At 62.4% G+C, this 16,666-nt stretch carries 16 protein-coding genes; 8 read left to right on the top strand and 8 right to left on the bottom strand.

Going from position 1 to position 16,666, the window contains the following annotated elements:
• Positions 1-301: 301 nt before the first annotated feature.
• Together DYI20_RS10050 and DYI20_RS10055 are read right to left on the bottom strand one after the other, a co-directional pair.
• Positions 302-1,432 carry an NAD(P)/FAD-dependent oxidoreductase gene (locus DYI20_RS10050; protein WP_110101541.1) on the bottom strand — a complete coding sequence of 377 codons (1,131 nt, stop codon included), beginning with the start codon at positions 1,430-1,432 and terminating at the stop codon, positions 302-304.
• A gap of 36 nt (positions 1,433-1,468) precedes the next feature.
• Positions 1,469-2,644 (bottom strand): hypothetical protein, encoded by a 1,176-nt coding sequence (locus DYI20_RS10055; RefSeq protein WP_110100088.1) that lies wholly within the window; start codon positions 2,642-2,644, stop codon positions 1,469-1,471.
• Between the two features lie 156 nt (positions 2,645-2,800).
• Between DYI20_RS10055 and DYI20_RS10060 the strand changes: the two genes are divergently transcribed.
• The 4 genes from DYI20_RS10060 to DYI20_RS10075 are packed head-to-tail and all read left to right on the top strand — an operon-like array spanning position 2,801 to position 6,717.
• Positions 2,801-3,136, top strand: coding sequence for a metal-sensitive transcriptional regulator (locus tag DYI20_RS10060; protein ID WP_110100087.1), 336 nt, complete (start codon positions 2,801-2,803; stop codon positions 3,134-3,136).
• 32 nt (positions 3,137-3,168) lie between these two features.
• A complete protein-coding gene (locus DYI20_RS10065) occupies positions 3,169-3,402 on the top strand; it encodes a heavy-metal-associated domain-containing protein (RefSeq protein WP_110100086.1) in 234 nt (77 codons plus the stop codon).
• A 28-nt stretch (positions 3,403-3,430) separates the two neighbouring features.
• A complete protein-coding gene (locus tag DYI20_RS10070; RefSeq protein WP_110100085.1) occupies positions 3,431-5,743 on the top strand; it encodes a heavy metal translocating P-type ATPase in 2,313 nt (770 codons plus the stop codon).
• Positions 5,744-5,772: 29 nt separating this feature from the next.
• Complete coding sequence (locus DYI20_RS10075; RefSeq protein ID WP_110110758.1) at positions 5,773-6,717, top strand: NADP-dependent oxidoreductase; 945 nt, start codon at positions 5,773-5,775, stop codon at positions 6,715-6,717.
• Here DYI20_RS10075 and DYI20_RS10080 read toward each other — a convergent pair.
• Both DYI20_RS10080 and DYI20_RS10085 read right to left on the bottom strand, forming a co-directional pair.
• The gene (locus DYI20_RS10080) at positions 6,714-7,343 is read right to left on the bottom strand and encodes a response regulator (protein ID WP_110101538.1); all 630 of its coding nucleotides are present in this window, start codon (positions 7,341-7,343) and stop codon (positions 6,714-6,716) included. The two genes, DYI20_RS10075 and DYI20_RS10080, sit on opposite strands and share 4 nt — an antisense overlap.
• The gene (locus tag DYI20_RS10085; protein WP_110101537.1) at positions 7,336-8,661 is read right to left on the bottom strand and encodes a sensor histidine kinase; all 1,326 of its coding nucleotides are present in this window, start codon (positions 8,659-8,661) and stop codon (positions 7,336-7,338) included. The genes DYI20_RS10080 and DYI20_RS10085 overlap by 8 nt, the downstream gene beginning before the upstream one ends.
• A gap of 140 nt (positions 8,662-8,801) precedes the next feature.
• On the opposite strand from DYI20_RS10085, the gene DYI20_RS10090 reads away from it, so the two are divergent.
• The 3 genes from DYI20_RS10090 to DYI20_RS10100 are packed head-to-tail and all read left to right on the top strand — an operon-like array spanning position 8,802 to position 12,855.
• Positions 8,802-9,905, top strand: a complete 1,104-nt coding sequence (locus DYI20_RS10090) for an ABC transporter permease (RefSeq protein WP_110101536.1) — start codon at positions 8,802-8,804, stop codon at positions 9,903-9,905.
• Positions 9,906-9,960: 55 nt separating this feature from the next.
• Entirely contained in the window at positions 9,961-10,740 is a 780-nt protein-coding gene (locus tag DYI20_RS10095; RefSeq protein WP_110110757.1) for an ABC transporter ATP-binding protein, read from the top strand.
• A 45-nt stretch (positions 10,741-10,785) separates the two neighbouring features.
• Positions 10,786-12,855, top strand: coding sequence for an acetoacetate--CoA ligase (locus DYI20_RS10100; protein ID WP_122549433.1), 2,070 nt, complete (start codon positions 10,786-10,788; stop codon positions 12,853-12,855).
• A gap of 6 nt (positions 12,856-12,861) precedes the next feature.
• Here the strand turns inward: DYI20_RS10100 and DYI20_RS10105 are convergent, their stop codons facing one another.
• From DYI20_RS10105 to DYI20_RS10115, 3 genes are all read right to left on the bottom strand, one after another.
• Positions 12,862-13,806 carry an aldo/keto reductase gene (locus tag DYI20_RS10105; RefSeq protein WP_122549434.1) on the bottom strand — a complete coding sequence of 315 codons (945 nt, stop codon included), beginning with the start codon at positions 13,804-13,806 and terminating at the stop codon, positions 12,862-12,864.
• Positions 13,807-13,898: 92 nt separating this feature from the next.
• A complete protein-coding gene (locus DYI20_RS10110) occupies positions 13,899-14,495 on the bottom strand; it encodes an energy-coupling factor transporter transmembrane component T family protein (protein WP_122549435.1) in 597 nt (198 codons plus the stop codon).
• Positions 14,492-15,238 (bottom strand): energy-coupling factor ABC transporter ATP-binding protein, encoded by a 747-nt coding sequence (locus tag DYI20_RS10115; protein ID WP_122549436.1) that lies wholly within the window; start codon positions 15,236-15,238, stop codon positions 14,492-14,494. Before DYI20_RS10115 ends, DYI20_RS10110 begins: the two co-directional genes overlap by 4 nt.
• 15 nt (positions 15,239-15,253) lie before the next feature.
• Between DYI20_RS10115 and DYI20_RS10120 the strand changes: the two genes are divergently transcribed.
• Positions 15,254-15,904, top strand: coding sequence for a TetR/AcrR family transcriptional regulator (locus tag DYI20_RS10120; protein WP_122549437.1), 651 nt, complete (start codon positions 15,254-15,256; stop codon positions 15,902-15,904).
• Here the strand turns inward: DYI20_RS10120 and DYI20_RS10125 are convergent.
• Complete coding sequence (locus DYI20_RS10125; protein WP_110099848.1) at positions 15,806-16,438, bottom strand: biotin transporter BioY; 633 nt, start codon at positions 16,436-16,438, stop codon at positions 15,806-15,808. The two genes, DYI20_RS10120 and DYI20_RS10125, sit on opposite strands and share 99 nt — an antisense overlap.
• Positions 16,439-16,666: the final 228 nt, after the last annotated feature.

Consider the following 16,666-nt stretch of genomic DNA (forward strand, 5'->3'; position numbering starts at 1 on the left):
TCAAGGGAGTCGAGCCGGCAGAACGTCGTGAGATCAGGAGATGATAAAGTAAGCTTGGACACGTCGAGGTCTTTCGGATGGACTGTGTAAGAACTTCCATCATCGGAAGACCTCGACGTCTATCCGGGCAGCGCCACGCCGTGTCCTGAAATCACTGATCCACACCCTCAATTACGAAGAGCCGCCAATGCCAAGGATGATGGCAGCCGTGGCTCCAATGAGAACAATGCTTGAGATGTTCATGGGCTAGCTTCCTGAGAAGGGTCTCTGCGCAGAGAACGTGGTGGCAATACCCGAAATGTCATGACATTTCGGGACGGAACTCAGCCAGCAGGTGATCGGCGTAGGTCGGTTCCGGGGGATGATCTCGTGCGTGCGGTCCGCGAGCGCCCACCTCGGTGGTGGCTACCTCAGCAAACAGCGCCGCCAGTGTCAGCGAGAGTGCTCCGCCGTTGAGGTGGTAGAGCCTGCGGTGCTGGTCGGTATACCCGGCGACCGGATCGGCCGAAGACTGTGGCACCGTGGTCAGGTGTTCGACCACGGGGCGCTCGCCTAACACCTCGGCGAGATGGCTGGCAATGTCCTCCGGCGTGCTCTGATCGGCCATGCGTACCCGGATTCGCCCGCTGGTATCGGGGCGGATGGCAGCTCCAGCGGTGAGCACCACATGGTGGAGATCGACGCCGATGGGCTCGGTGACGGCCAGCACCTCGTGGCCGGTCGCCGGAACATTATCGGAGGCGAGGATTGCCACATCGGCGGTGATTTCCTCGATCTCGCCCCAGCCGCCCGGCTCACTGGGGTGGTCAGCGGGTAGCCGGTACCGCAGCCGCAGGTGGGCCTGCCGATCGGTGGATGACATCGATTCGAGGCGTCCGGCGACGATGGCGACCCCGGCTTCGGTGAGTTGGGAGACCAGTTCGGCGATGAGTCGGTCATCGTCCAGGTAGCCCTCGGAGTCGATGAGCAGAGCGTGGCCCGCCTCGGCACCGCCCGCATTGAGTCGCACGCTGGGGGCCAGCTGTGCCAGGTCAGCGCGACTCAGGGTGGTGCTGGCTACCTGGTCTGCCGGGCCGGTGGGATGAGACCGGTCGGCAAGCACGATGACCCCGGTCAGGTGTAGCCAGGGTTGGAACTCCTCGGGGCTGGGGCCCTGTTGGTCCTCAACCCGTCGCATCAGTGCTGCGTCGTGCACGCGCGAGTGGGCGGCCAAACCCTGCCGGATCAATTCCTCCAGCGCGGGCCGGGCGATGGTCGTGACCTGGTTGATCACGGCGCCGAGACCGGCAAAGTCCGCACGCGGACCGGCAGGGCCCACCAGCGAGTCGTCGTGGTCGATCACGACCACCGAATGCCCGGCGTCGGCGAGCGAGACCGCGGTCATCAGCCCCTGAATGCCGGCGCCCAGAACGACAACGTGTGCAGTGTCCATCGTTGATGTGCTCCTGTAGGTTGTGTTGGTGCCGGGTTAGACGTCAGCGGGTGCGGGGGCCGGGGTGGTAGCCGGTGTGGCCTCGGGGTAGGTCCCGGCTGGCGTGTTGGCCCGCGGACGCGGTTGGTCCGAGGCGTAGCCGTTGGCGTCGTTCAACGCGCGGATCAAGACCACCAGCCAGGCGAAGAGGATTCCGGCCATGGCCAGTTCCACCCCGGTGAGGTTGTAGTAACCCAGTGGCCACCACAGCACCGCCGCAAAGATCGACAACCCGATCATCAGGTAGGAAAACAGGTAGATCACCACCGGCACGCCGGGTAACCAGATCGGGATGGTGGCAAATAACAGGAGGCACACGGCGGCCAGAATTTGGGTAAAGAGTGTGTGCAGCGGGTCATTGATATTGATGGGGACCATCGAGATCCCCACCAGACAGGCACCGATGAGCATCAGCCCGCTACGTAGCATCCAAATGGAGCCTCCACGTTTGCCCGTGGACCGACGCACGTCGGAGTAGGTGCGCAAGTCTTGAGAGATGAAATTGGCCAGCGTAAATAGCACCAGCCCGGAGACGGTCAGGGTGGTGTTGAAGGTCCAGAAGGACAGCACCCCGGCCTGGCCGGTGCCGAGTTCGGAGAAGAAGGCGTGCCACCAATACGGGTTTTCGGCCAGGAGCATGGCGGCGATAATGCCGGAGGCCATGAACACTGCCAGCAGGCTGGAAAGGGAGCGCGTTGAGGCGCGCGCGGCCGAGCTGAGGCCGAAATACCCGGCAGTTGCGACCACGATCCCGATCATGGCGGTGGCGGCAATCGCGTCAATTTCGAGTCCCACGAAGGATTGCTGGAATAACCGGAACAGCGCCAGACTGGCCAACATCACAATCGCCCCGTGCAGAATGATCAGCCCAACCCAGTCCAACACCAGCCAGAACCAGGCCCGGGATCGCATCCACGCCAGCGCACCACGGCGGGGGGCAGAGGCGAGTAACAGGCCAATCAGCGTGGCCAGCGCTGCGGTGATCCCGGCAGAGATACCGGTGACGGTTCCCACGGACGCGAAACCGGACAGGGGCGTGAGCTGGTCGGAAAAGAACCACCAGCCCACCATGGCTCCCAGCGCCCCGGCGATGATCGCTACCCAGATACCCCAGGATTCAATGCGAAATGAGCCCGAACGGGGTGGGGAGGACGCTGCGGGGGCGGTGGTCATTACTCCATCATAGATTCACCGCCCGGGCCTGCGTCGACAGCTGGCCCGTCACCGACACCATTCGATTGCCCAGAGAGGTTTAGGCCCTCCCGGGAATATACCCCCTCGGGGTATAGTTATGGGTAGTGAACGACCCAGCATCAGGAGAGACTTGCGATGAGCACCACGACACCACCACCAGTTCCGGACACAGCACAGCACCGGCATCAGTATGGCTATACCGATCATCGGCAGAGTTATCAGACCAGGTTGCGTCGGATCGAAGGGCAGGTGCGTGGCATTGAGCGCATGGTGGCCGATAACGAGTACTGCATTGATGTGCTGACCCAGATTTCTGCTGTCACCAAGGCTCTGCATGCGGTGAGTGTGAAACTTCTTGAAGACCATCTGGGCCACTGTGTGGCAGCAGCCGCCGCGTCCGGAGATGAGCAGCAGTTACAGGAGAAGGTCGCCGAAGCCACCGCAGCAATCGCCCGGCTGACTCGAAGCTAAACACAGTCCACTGACAGGAAGGATTACCCGCCATGACTTCCACCACCACCCTGGATATTTCGGGAATGACCTGCGAGCATTGCGTGCAGGCAGTCACCCGTGAACTCACCCAACTACCCGGCGTGGAGCAGGTTGCGGTGGACTTGCACCCCGAAGCCACCTCGATCGCTACGGTGACTGTAGCCACTGACACCCAAGCGCCGACTCATCACCAGTACGCCGAGGCCATCGACGAAGCCGGCTACACCCTCGTTGACGCACACTGAGTTGACACACACTACGAAGGACACTGAGATGACCACCCCGTCCAACGACTCGACCCACCACGGCTCCGCGGACACGCCCCACACCGGCGATGACCGGTCCGTCACCCTCGATATTTCCGGGATGTCCTGCGCATCCTGTGTCTCCCGGGTGGAACGGAAACTCACCAAACTCCCCGGGGTCTCGGCCACCGTCAACCTGCCGCTGAATAACGCTCGCGTGCAGGCCCCCGAACAGGTCACCGACCAGCAACTGATTGACGCGGTGGCCTCGGCCGGCTATGACGCCGAAGTGCACCACAGCCCACACCACCACAGTGGGCATGAACACCACGCTGAGCACGACCACCACGACGGGCAGGATCAACACTCCGGTGAAGACCATATGAACCACGGCCCATCGGCCAGCACGCTGAAACCCCGCTTCATCGTGGCGGCGATCCTGACCGTGCCGTTGTTTATCATCTCGATGTTTTCGTTCGCCCAGTTTCCCCACTGGGGCTGGGTGGCGCTGGTGCTGTCCACTCCGGTGGTGTTTTATACCGCCTGGCCTTTTCACTCTGCAGCGTTCGCAGCGGCCCGGCACGGCGCGTCGACGATGGACACGCTGGTGTCGCTGGGCGTGTTGGCGGCCTGGACCTATTCCACCATCGGGCTGGTGATGGACCCGATGATGACCGCGGTCCCCGGCCACCACGACCATCAGCTGTATTTTGAGACCGCCGGAGTGGTCACGACCTTCTTGCTGCTTGGCCGCTGGCTAGAAGATCGCGCCAAGCACCGCGCCGGGGACGCGCTGCGAGAGTTGCTGACGTTAGCGCCCGAAACCGCGGTGGTGGTCCGTGAGGGCACCGAGGTCGAGATTCCGGCCAGCCAACTGCAGATCGGGGACGAGTTTGTGGTCCGGCCCGGGGATAAAATCGCCACCGACGGCTACGTGGTCTCCGGTCATTCCGCCGTTGATACATCGTTGATCACCGGAGAATCCGTCCCGGTTGAAGTCGGCCCCGATGATACGGTCACCGGGGCGACCATCAACTCTTCGGGTCGTCTTCTCGTTCGGGTGACCCGCACCGGCGAGGACACCACCCTGTCACACATGGGGCAACTAGTCTCCGACGCCCAGTCACAGAAGGCCCCCATTGCCCGGATCGCCGACCGCATCTCGGCGGTCTTCGTCCCGATCGTACTGGTCATCGCCGCACTCACTTTGATCTTGTGGCTGGTCTTCGGCACCGGGCAGCAGGCCTTCCACGCCGCGGTCACGGTACTCATTATCGCGTGCCCGTGCGCCTTGGGTCTGGCCACCCCGGTGGCGCTGTTGGCCGGCACCGGCCGTGCCTCCCAGCTGGGCATATTGATCCGCGGCCCGGAAGTCTTAGAAGACACTCGCCAGATCACCTCGGTGGTCTTCGACAAGACCGGCACCATCACCCGAGGTTCGATGTCGGTGTCTGAGGCCACCAGCTTGGATGAGCGTTTCTCTTCCGAGGAGATTCTCCGGTTGGCCGCCGCCGCGGAGGCCGGCTCCGAACACCCCATCGCCCACGCCATCGTCGACGCCGGCCAGCAACTCGGCCACCTACCGAAGGCCACCGAGTTCTCCGCCACCGCTGGTGGCGGCATCTTCGCCACCGTAGAAGATCATCGCATGGTGCTGGGTCGCACCAGTTTTGTCACCGACCAGGCTGGGATCAGCCTCTCCCCGGAGGCCGAACGCGCCTTCCATGCTCTGGAGGAAACCGCAGCCACCGCGATCTGGGTCGTCATCGATGAGGCCCCGGCCGGGATCATTGCCGTCCGCGATCAGATCAAGGACTCCGCCGATGTGGCGATCGCAGACCTAACGGAGATGGACCTGACCCCCATGTTGCTGACCGGGGATAACCGCTCGGTGGCCACCTGGGTCGCCAGTCAGGTGGGCATCAACACCGACCACGTCGTCGCCGGAGTTCACCCCGAGGACAAGGTTGCCAAGATCCGCGAACTCCAAGAAGCTGGCGAGACCGTGGCGATGGTGGGTGATGGCGTTAACGATGCCCCGGCCCTGGCCCAAGCCGATTTGGGCATCGCGATGGCCTCAGGCACCGATGTGGCCCGTCAGGCCGCACAGATCACCGTGATGGGATCCTCGCTGGGGCAGATCACCCAGGCGATCCAGCTGTCTCGGAAAACGCTCCGGGTGATTAAGTCCAATCTGTTCTGGGCATTCGCCTATAACGTGCTCGCCCTCCCGGTGGCAGCCTTCGGGCTACTGTCCCCGATGATTGCCGGGGCCGCGATGGCACTGAGCTCGGTGCTGGTGGTGGCCAATTCACTGCGGCTGACTCGTTTCGCCCGCTAGTGGTCCGGGGTGCCAGCTAGGGTGAACCCATGCAGATCTATGGATTTACCCGCTACGGTGGCCCCGAGGTCTCCGGCGTGCTCGACGTCGAGGTCCCGGAGGTCACCGAGAACACGGTGCTGATCCGCACTGAGGCCTCGGGACTGAATCCCGGAGACCTCAAGGTCCGGTCCGGGGCCCGCACCGGGTCATTTCCCGTCAGATTCCCCATGGCCATGGGGCGGGAAGCCGCCGGGACCGTGGTCAGCCTCGGACCCGGTCTCACCCCGGAGGTCGCGACTCAGATTCCGGTGGGCACCCGGGTCTTCGGCTCGGCCGCTGCCGGAGTGGGCACCCTGGGCGAGTACACACTCCTGACCGCTACCTCCGCAACCCCGATACCTCAGGGATTGAGCGCTGCCCAAGCCTGCTGTATTCCGACCTCTGTGGGCACCGCCTGGGATGGGCTGGCCGAACTCGAACAAGCCGGGCTCAGTCGTGGCGAGACACTGCTCGTACTGGGGGCCGGCGGAGGTGTGGGCTCGGCGGTGACCGGATTAGCCACCTGGCGCGGCCTCAGGGTGGTGGGGGTGGCCTCGGAGAGTAAAAAAGAACTGGTCGAGTCCTTGGGCGCCAGCCACGTGCCAACGGGGGCCCTTGAGGCTGTCTCTGATCAAAAATCCCCCACCATCGCTGCAGTGTTTGACACCGTCGGGGGCCAAACCCTCACCGCAGCGGCTACCTTGCTGGCCGGAGACCACTGCCCACCGCGCATTCGCTCGGTGGCCGACCCAGCATTGGCCACCACCCTGGGTGGCAGTGGAGTGACCCGACACCGCCGTCGCGAGATCTTTTCCCGCATCGCCACCCAGCTGACCCAGCACCCGACCTTGCCGGTGGTCTCAGAGATCCTCGACTGGGATCGGGTCGCCGAGGCGGTCGCCACCGTCGAATCCGGGCATGCCATCGGCAATATTGTGGTGCGCGTGAGCTAGACGAGTCGTTGCTCCCGGGCTACCGCAATCGCCTGGGTGCGATTATCGACCCCGAGTTTTTGATAAATATGCACCAGGTGGGTCTTCACTGTTGCTTGGGAAATAAACAGGCTACGGGCAATATCGCGGTTGCTTTCCCCGGTTGTCAAGGCCTGCAAAATCTGTAGCTCCCGGGCCGAGAGTTGTGTATCGGCCGGTTGTTGGGCCCGGGAAATCAGCACCTGGGAGACTCTGGAGGAAAAAGCATGATCACCCCGGGCGGCAGCTTGTACTGCCTCGTGTAATCGGTCCTCAGCAGCGTCTTTGAGCAAATACCCCACCGCTCCGGCGGAGACTGCCGCCAGAATATCGGCCTGAGAATCATAGGTGGTCAGAATCAGCACCGGTGGCGCTGACCCTGTCTGCTGGGCCTCTTCGGCTAATGCCCGGGTGGCCTCGAGTCCGCCCATCCCGCGCATCTGTAAGTCCATAACCACCACGTCGACCCCATCCGGTCGGTGGTCTGCCAACGCCGCGGTGCCATCTGCGCCTTCGGCGACCACACTGATGTCTGCAAAGCTTTCCAGAATGGCCCTGAGCCCAGCACGGACCACCGGGTGGTCATCGATCAGCATCAGCTTAATCATCCTCGCCTCCCAGCGGTATGCGCAGTCCGATCACGGTCCCGGCGCCCGGGGCTGACTCCACACTGAGCTCTCCTCCGGCCTGAACGGCCCGGGTCTTCATGCCCGAGAGCCCGAAATGGTGCTCGGTGTCCACGGCCTCGGGGTCAAACCCGGTGCCGTCGTCGAAAACGTCGAGAGTGAGCATCCCGGCGGTGGCTGTCACGGTGATCACCACTGTGGAGGCCGCGGCGTGAGCCAGCGCATTGGTCAGTGCCTGATCGGCGATGCGTAGCACCGGGGTGAACCGCTCGGTCTGGATCACTAGCTGTTGGTCCTCCACCGCCGGTTCACCGCGTAGCAGCAGCTCCACCGGCTGGCGTTGGGCGCGCGCTTCGGCTTGGTGGCGTTGCACCATCGCCCCTAGTTGTCGCATCAGCTGTGACCCGGTGGGCGCCTGGTGGTTGTCGTCGAGCGCCTCGGTGGCCGTGGCCGGATCCGCCATGGTCTGTACCAGTTTGCGGGCGGTGGCAAGGTTCTTTTCGGCACTGTCGTGCATCAGGTGGAGCTGATCGTGCAACCGTGCGGTGTCCTGGTCGGCTACGGCATGTTGGGCGGCCCGGGAGAGGAGCACGAGTGAGGAGAATCCTTGGGCGAGGGTGTCGTGGATTTCTTGGGAGACCCGTTGACGTTCCTGCAACTGTCCGGCTTGACGTTCGCTGGTGGCCAGCTCGTGTCGAGTCACGATCAGGTCCTCGACCAGCTTGCGGTATCCCACCGCCTGATCGTGCAGCACGTGATAGACCCGGTAGGCCACCACCGCCACCACCGTGCCGAGTACCGGTCCGATCACCCCGGCGACCTGCACAGCCCCGGAGGCCAGGTACTCGGCTCCAATGGTGACCGTTAACAGCACCAGCAGGCATCCGAGAGCAAGCAGTCGACTGATGGGTGTCAGCACGTGAATGCTGACGAAGACCAAGGGAAACATCACCCAGATGAATTCGGCCGAGATCAAACACAGCATCGTCCAGCCACCGATGACCGCCACGAGCCACACGGGCGCATAACGGGAAGCCAGCCTGGACGCAGCGAGCCCGACTCGGCGTTCCCAGACGGTGCCGGCCACATAGATGGCAGCAACCATCACAGCCAAGACGACGACCGTGATCTGCATCCCAGAGCTCAGCGTTTCGCAGAGCACGGCTCGGATCGTGGCGAAGACCAGCAGAAACGCAAACATCACGTGCAACACCACCCGCAACCAGCGCATCACCGACTCCACCGGAGCCGGATGGCCGGTGGTCAGATGCGCTACGGGCTCGGGTGTCGCAACGGTCACGTATTGTCAGCGTAGTCGGGTTTCTCACCGAGTGCATCAACCAAAAGGTTGAGCCAGGTTCCAACCGGTTAGCCGATGTGTCTGCTCTTCCTCACGCGAAGACTAGAAGGCATAGCTGGTGAGTCAACGAAAGGAACCCCATGTTTCTTGCTGTTCGTGAAATATTCCATGCCAAAGGCAGGTTCAGCCTGATCACCGCAGTGATCGCGATGATGACCCTGTTGCTGATTATGCTGACCGGGCTCACCGCCGGACTCGGCGCCCAGAACACCTCCGCGTTACAGGCCCTGGACGCCGACCGGGTGGTGTTCTCCGCAGAACAAAACCCAGACGGCTCTACCGCCGACCCCAGCTTCGCCAATTCCCAGATCACCGCCAGCCAGGCCGAGGACTGGGCCGAGGCCAACGGTGTAGATCACGTCGCCGGTCTGGGTGCTAGCCAAACCACGATGGAGACCGACTTCACCTCCTCGATCGCTCTGCTGTCTCTGCCGGAGGGAACCGCGATCCCCTCAGGGGAAACCGTTCGGCCCGGCACCGCTCTGGTGTCCCAGTCGGTGGCGGATGACCATGAGTTGCGCGTCGGCGAGACCATCACGGTCGGCTCTGAACAGGTCGAGGTCGCCGGTATGAGCGAGGATGAGTACTACTCACACTCCCCGGTGGTCTGGACCGACACCGACACCTGGGCGGCCGCCACCCACCAGCAAGCCGATGCCGAGACCGTTGTGGGCACCGTGCTGTTGGTCCAGGGCACCGAGCCCGACGAGGCCGATGGCTCGTGGTCCACCACCGCCGAAAACACCGACACCCTGGCAGTGACCCCCCAGGAATCTTTCTCTGCACTGCCAGCCCACCAATCCGAACAGGGTTCGCTGGTGAGCATGCAGGGCTTCCTCTACGTGATTTCTGCTCTGGTCATCGTCTCCTTTCTGACCGTCTGGACCTTGCAACGCACCCGCGAGCTGTCGGTGCTTCGCGCCCTGGGAGCCTCCGGGACCTATCTGTTCAAAGATGCCCTGGGTCAAGCCGGCATCATTTTGGCCGTCGGCGTCATCATCGGCACCCTGGCCGGTAGCGGACTCGGCGCACTAGCAGCCGGTGTCCTACCGTTCGAACTCACCTGGCTGACCCTGTTCGGCCCGATGGTCGGTATCTGGGCGCTGGGCATGATCGGCGGACTGATCGCCACCCGCAAGGTCGCCACCGTCAACCCACTCGAAGCCCTAGGCACCGCAGCCTAGCCACCAGCCACCGACCCCAACCAGGCTTCTGCCCTCTCTGCACACAGGAGACATCATGACTGCATCGACACTGACGACACCAACTCTGCAACTGAACCAGATCACCCAGATCTTCCCCGACGGAGACTCCGACATCACCGCCCTGGACCACGTCGACCTCACCGCCCACCCCGGTGACGTCACCGGACTGCTGGGAGAATCCGGATCTGGTAAGTCCACGTTACTGTCCATCGCCGCCGGCTTGATCGCCCCCACCAGCGGCGAGGTGATCATCGCCGGCGATGACATCTCCTCCGCCTCGGCGTCGGAACGGGCCCGGGTACGGCTGAATCACATTGGTTTCATTTTCCAGCAACCGAATTTATTGAGCTCGCTGACCGTGATGGATCAGTTACTGATCACCGAGCACCTGCGCGGTGTGCGCGGTCGGGCCCTGCGCGCCCGTCGGTCTCGGGCCGAACAGCTATTGGAACGGGTTGGTCTGCCCGGCTACGGGTCCCGCAACACCTCCCAGCTCTCCGGCGGTCAGAAACAGCGTGTCAATATCGCCCGGGCACTGATGGGTGAGCCCGACGTGCTCCTGGCCGATGAGCCCACCTCGGCCCTAGACCACGAGCTGTCCACCCGGATCATGACGTTGTTGTCGGAGCTGACCCACGAGTTGAATCTCGCCTCGGTGATTATTACCCACGACCGGTCGATGCTTGCGGTAATGGACCGCACCGTGGTGCTACAGGACGGTGTGCTCCACGAACAGCACGAGGACGACCCCGCCACCCCACAACTCGCGTACGCCTCACCGGAGGTGTGTTGTGTTTTGCCTCACAGGCGGTAATCTAAGGGGCGAACACTTCGTCGGCATCGGAAGGAACCCCAGGCTATGTCATCAACAGCTGAGACCACACACCCGGTGTTATGGGAGCCTACCGCTGCACACACCGCCCATCATCCGATGACCCGTTTTGCTCGGCGAATCGAAGACAAATATGGGGTGACTCTGGCAAACTACGCGGACTTGCACCGGTGGTCGGTGGATCACCTGGCTGACTTCTGGCGCGAAGTCTGGGAGTTTTCCGATGTGATCGCCTCGACCGGCTCCGAGACGGTTTACGAGGGCGAGGAGATGCAGCACACTCGCTGGTTCCCGGATGCTCGTCTGAACTTCGCCGAAAACATGCTCCGCCATGTTGCCACGCAACCCGAGGCTGAAGCCATCATCGGTGAACACGAGCTCAGTGGCACCGAAACACTCACCTGGCGACAATTCCACGACCAGGTTGCTGCACTCGCCCACTATCTGCGGGCAGTCGGGGTACAACCCGGGGACGCGGTCTCGGCGGTACTGCCGAATCTGCCACAGACCATGGTGGCCATGCTGGCCACGGCCTCGGTGGGTGCCATCTGGTCAGTGGTCAATACGGACTTCTCCGCCCACGGTGTGGCCGACCGTTTCGCGCAGATTGAGCCGAAGGTGCTGATCACTGCCGAAGGGTTCGAGTTCAACGGCACCTACCGCGATCTGCGCCCGACCATTCCCGCCCTGCTCGAGGTGCTTCCTACCGTGGAACATCACCTGCTGATTGACCGCTACTGCGCCGATGAGCACCTCACCACTGCCGGGGTGGAGCTGGGCGACGAGTTACCCGATCTGGGCTCAATCACCTCCACCCGGTACTCCCAGGTCATTGCGGAAACCCACGAGGCGGTATACGAGCAAGTACCCTTTGGCCACCCGCTGTGGGTGCTCTATTCGTCCGGCACCACCGGCAAGCCCAAAGGCATCGTTCACTCGCACGGCGGAATGACCATCGAGTTCTACAAGCTCGGTGGCATCCACGCCGGGTTGGGGCCCGATGATCGCAGCTATTACGCGGTGGCCACCACCTGGATGGTGTGGAACCTGTTGCTAGCGATGCTGATGTCCGGGGCAACCATCATCACCTACGACGGCTCCCCCACTGCCGGCGGACCCGCCAAAACCTTCGAGATCCTGGCCAAACACCGCGTCACGTTCTTCGGCACCGGCGCCGCCCTGCTCTCACTGGCCGAACGTGCCGGGATCTTCCCCAACCGTCAGATGGATCTCTCCAGCATCAAGACCATGATGGTCACCGGCTCCCCGTTGCCCGACACCACCTGGGAATGGGTGTATCAGGCGATTAATCCCGACCTGCGACTGGGTTCGGACTCAGGTGGCACCGATATGTGCTCGGCCTTTGTCGGCACTAACCCGTATCGGCCGGTACGTCGCGCTGTGTTGATGGGTGCCTATCTGGGGGTTGATGCCCGCGTCGTCAATCCCGAAGGCCAGCGCGTCTTTGACGAGGTCGGCGAACTCGTCGTCGCCCAGCCCATGCCGTCCATGCCCATCTACTTCTGGAACGACCCGGATGGCCAACGCTATCACTCCGCCTATTTCGACGTCTTCGATGGCCTGTGGCGTCACGGGGACTGGGCCACCGAACTCTCCGGGGGCGAAACACTCAGCGCAACCGGCGAGACTGCTGGCAACGGCTTCATCATTCACGGCCGGTCTGACTCCACCATCAACCGTGGTGGCATCCGGATGGGCTCGGCTGACATCACCCAGGTGGTCGACGGGGTTGACGGCGTCGCAGCATCCATGGTGATCGGTGCCGAGCTGTCCGGTGGCGACTACTATATGCCACTATTTGTGGTGCCCATCCCGGGCACCTCTGTGACCGAGGAGCTCAAACAGGATATCGTCACGGCCATTCGCACCCGGATTTCTCCGCGCTATGTCCCGGACGAGATCATCGAAGCCCCGGCAGTACCCACCACCAAGACCGGCAAGCTCTTGGAGGTTCCGGTGAAACGACTCTTCCAAGGTGCTTCACCCGATACCGTCAATAAGGCCACCGCCAGCGATGCCGACACCCTGGAGTGGTACATCAAGAAAGCTGAGGACTTCGTCGCTCAGCGTCAGTGACGGTGATCAGGCGAAGATCTCGGAGGCCTCAGTCAGCAACCGGACTTCTTCGTCGCTGAGTTGTAGCGTGGTGGCTTCCAGCAAGGCCGGGAGTTGTTCGGCCGTGCGGGCTGAGGCAATCGGGGCCGTGACTCCACGGGCCAACAGCCACGCCAGCGCTACGGAAGCCGGTTGGACCTGGTGGTGCTGCGCAACCTCGACGAGCTGGTCCACCACACGCAGACCGTCAGCGTTGAAGTACTCGGAGACGTGGTTCTTTCGTTCGGTCTCTAAGTCAGCCTCGGTGTGATACTTCCCGGTCAAGAACCCTGCTGCCAAACCGAAGTAGGGGAACACCGCGAGATTATTCTCTTCGGCCACGGCCCGGTAGGTGTTTTCATAGTCGGCACGACGAACCAGGTTGTAGTGCGGTTGGATCGCCACCGGCAACGCCAAATTCTCCTTTCGGGCCACACGGAACCACTCCCGCATCCGATCGGGCGAATAATTCGACAGACCGATATAGCGAATGTGCCCGGCGGTGACGAGCTCGTCAAAGGCCTGAGCTTGATCGGCAATCGGCACCTCAGTGTTGTCGAAGTGCCCGTAGTACAGATCGATGTAGTCAGTCTGGAGACGGCGTAGGGACTCCTTCACCTGCGACTGAAGATAATCCAAGGTCTGTGGTGCCTGCGGAAAATCGCGGACTTTGGTGGCCACCACCACGCGGTCACGAGGCTGGCGAGCCAGCCAGGATCCAATCACGGCCTCGGATTCACCTCCCACAGCATTCGGCGCCCAATGGGGGTAGGTGTCGGCGGTGTCTAAAAAGTTACCCCCGGCATCACAGTAGGCGTCCAAGATCCGGTGGGCGGTGGGTTCATCTGCGGTCCAGCCGAACGTATTAGTCCCCAGGTTCAGTGGAAAAACGTCCAAGTCTGTCTGGGGGATCGTGACACGTTGTTGCGTCATCGCCGAGCCATCCTTTCTCTACCGGGGGTACTGCTTTTCTCATCACAACACATCAGCGGGGGTGGATTCCAGGACCTCGTTGACCAGACGGGCTAGTCCAGGCCACGGGCGGTGAGCGCATCCCCAAGATCATCGGCGTGTTTCAAGCTCAGGACCAAAACGGGTACCGCCCACGACCACGGCGCGATGCGCACACCCCGGGCGCGTTGGGCTTCTCTGACCTGGTTTATGACCGCCGAGAGGGTTCCCACCGAGTTGAGCATCAGCCCCAGCGCCAACCCGATCTTCTCCGGATTCGCCCCGAACCGGCGCAGGGGCCCGAAGAGTTTTTCGGTCGTGGCCACAATGCCCGAAATCTCGGTGGTGCGGGTCAGCACCTGGGCGAGCAGGATGATCGAGATGAGTCGTGCGGTATTGGTGGCAGCGTGGACGGGGTCCAGAAAGATCAGCTGGGTGACCACCAGAAAGACCAGCAGAAAAGAGAGTCGCAACAGGTCGGTCACCAGCAATCGCAACGGAAGTTGGGCCACCAGATACCCCAGAATCGGCAGGAGCACGAAAACTACGGCCGCCGGATAGGAGGGTGGAATCAGAAACAACACCAGAGCAGTCAGGGCCAGCACGAGCAGTTTCAGCCCGGCCGGGGCTCGGTGTACCAGCGAGTTTCCTGGGATATAGAGCGAAATCATAGTCGTTCCTGGTCGATCTCGGAATGAATAAAGTCCAGGTAGTTTTCCACCACGGTACGGGGGTGACCGTGTTCGCGCAGACGTCCCTGGTGGATCCACAAGCAGTCGTCGCAGGCGGTGGCAAAGTCCAGGTCGTGGGTGACCAACACCAGCTGGGTTTCTCTCGGCAGGTGCAATAGTCTGCGTCGGACTAACAAGGCGTGGCGGGTGTCCAGCATCGAGGTCGGCTCATCGGCGATCACCAGCTGTGGCTCGGTAATCAGTACCGAGCACAGCGCCAAGCGTTGCAGTTGTCCCGACGACAGGGACAGGCACGGCCGATCGGCCAGCTCGGTGAGGTGATGCGCTTCCATGGCCGCCTGCACGCGGGCGGCCATCTCGTCTTTGGACAGCCCGGAGCCACGCAATGAGAGCGCGATGTCTTCTTCCACCGTGGGCATGACCACCTGAGCGGCTGCCTGCGGGAAGATCATCCCGATCCTGCCACGCAACCCCGGAGCCATTTTCGCTTTCCCAGGCCCCTGGGAGACCAGGTGTCCATTCACCGTGGCGGCACCGGAGGTATATCCCAGCAGACCGGCCAGCACGCGGGCCAGGGTGGATTTACCCGAACCGTTCTCGCCAATAATGGCGATTCGAGGTGCGTCGAGTTCGGCGGTGATATCGGTCAGAAGTTGTGCTTGGCCGGAGGATTCACCGGGTGCATCAACCCTGACGCACAACTGATCGAAGGCAATCGTCATCGTTATGATATTCCCATGGTCTCTCGGAAAACATCGGCCCCTATCGTGGTGGATGATCTCATCCGGTGCGGACTGGAGATCCTGCGCACCCACGGGCTAGCCGATGTCTCGATGCGCCGGGTGGCCACCACACTGGGGGTGCGGCCCTCGGCATTGTACTGGCATGTCAAAGATAAACAGTCGTTGCTGGCACTGATGGCCGATGAGATTTTGGCTGGCATGAAGATTCGTAACACCGATTCATTGAGCCACCGCGCCCTGACGCTGTACCAGGGATTGCTCGCCACCCGCGATGCCGCAGAACTCGTCAGCTCGGTGATTGCACTGGGAACCGGAGGCAATCGGCTTCGGCGTAGCTTACGCCAGGCCAGAGAAATGGACCAGGAACCAGACCCGGAGTTGCTGACCGACACGCTGGTGTCACTGATCTTAGGTGCGGCCGTGGTCTCCCAACAGCGATTGCAGGCCGAACAACTGGGCCTGACCACCGCGGACACGGTGCCGGAGCGGAACCAGGTGCGCAGTGATTTTGCCCAGATGCTCAAGGTGGTTATTCCCTCCTCGGCCTCAGGCGCGGAAGGCCTTCGGGTAGGCGCGCCACAGCCCCATGGTGATCAGCACGGTCAGCACCACCTTGGTGAGGTCACCGGGCAAGAAGACCAGTGAGGTATAGGCGGTCTCCAGCATGCTCAGCCCGGTCATCAGCGCCTGCCCCGGGATACCAAAAGCATAAATCACCAAAATACCGCCGACGATGCTGCCCAGTGCCACTTTCCACCAGGTAATGCGCAACCCGGTACGCCATGAGCTCGCGCCGTGGACGATCAGGCCGATGACGACAACACCGGCCAACCAGCCGATCAAGTAACCCACCGTCGGGGTGGCGAACACGCCGATACCACCACGACCACCAGCCAGCAGGGGCAGTCCCAGTGTTACGGCCAGTTCCAGCAGCGCCACCGCACCGAGTCCGCGCCAGGGTCCCAGCACGGAACCGGCCAGCATCACCCCCAAGGTTTGTAGCGTAATGGGCACACCGCCGGCAATATTGATGCTGCCAACGAGCCCGAAGGCTCCGATGAGCGCGGCAAACACCGCTATTTGTGCCAGCGCGCGGGCCGAGACACCGCCTCGAAATCGAGAGGTTCTCGCCTCGTGTTGAGGTGTGCGCGCATCGTCAGGGGTGGTGGTTTCAGCCATGATGTGAATTCTTCCAACGGTCGATGAGGGGTCATCCGCAGGCGGGACACCTGAGGGTTTAAAACACCGTTCACTGAACAGCGTTCAATACATGGTAGACCCGCAAGCCCCACCTGCGAAAATCCGGGTCAATATTACTGCGGATCGGGCCCGAGATCTGGCTGTGGATACGGCACCGGATCGGCATTTTCGCGTACAGTATGACACGCAACCATCATCCGAAAGGTG

It is taken from the genome of Auritidibacter ignavus (assembly GCF_003703835.1).
GTDB lineage: Bacteria > Actinomycetota > Actinomycetes > Actinomycetales > Micrococcaceae > Auritidibacter > Auritidibacter ignavus.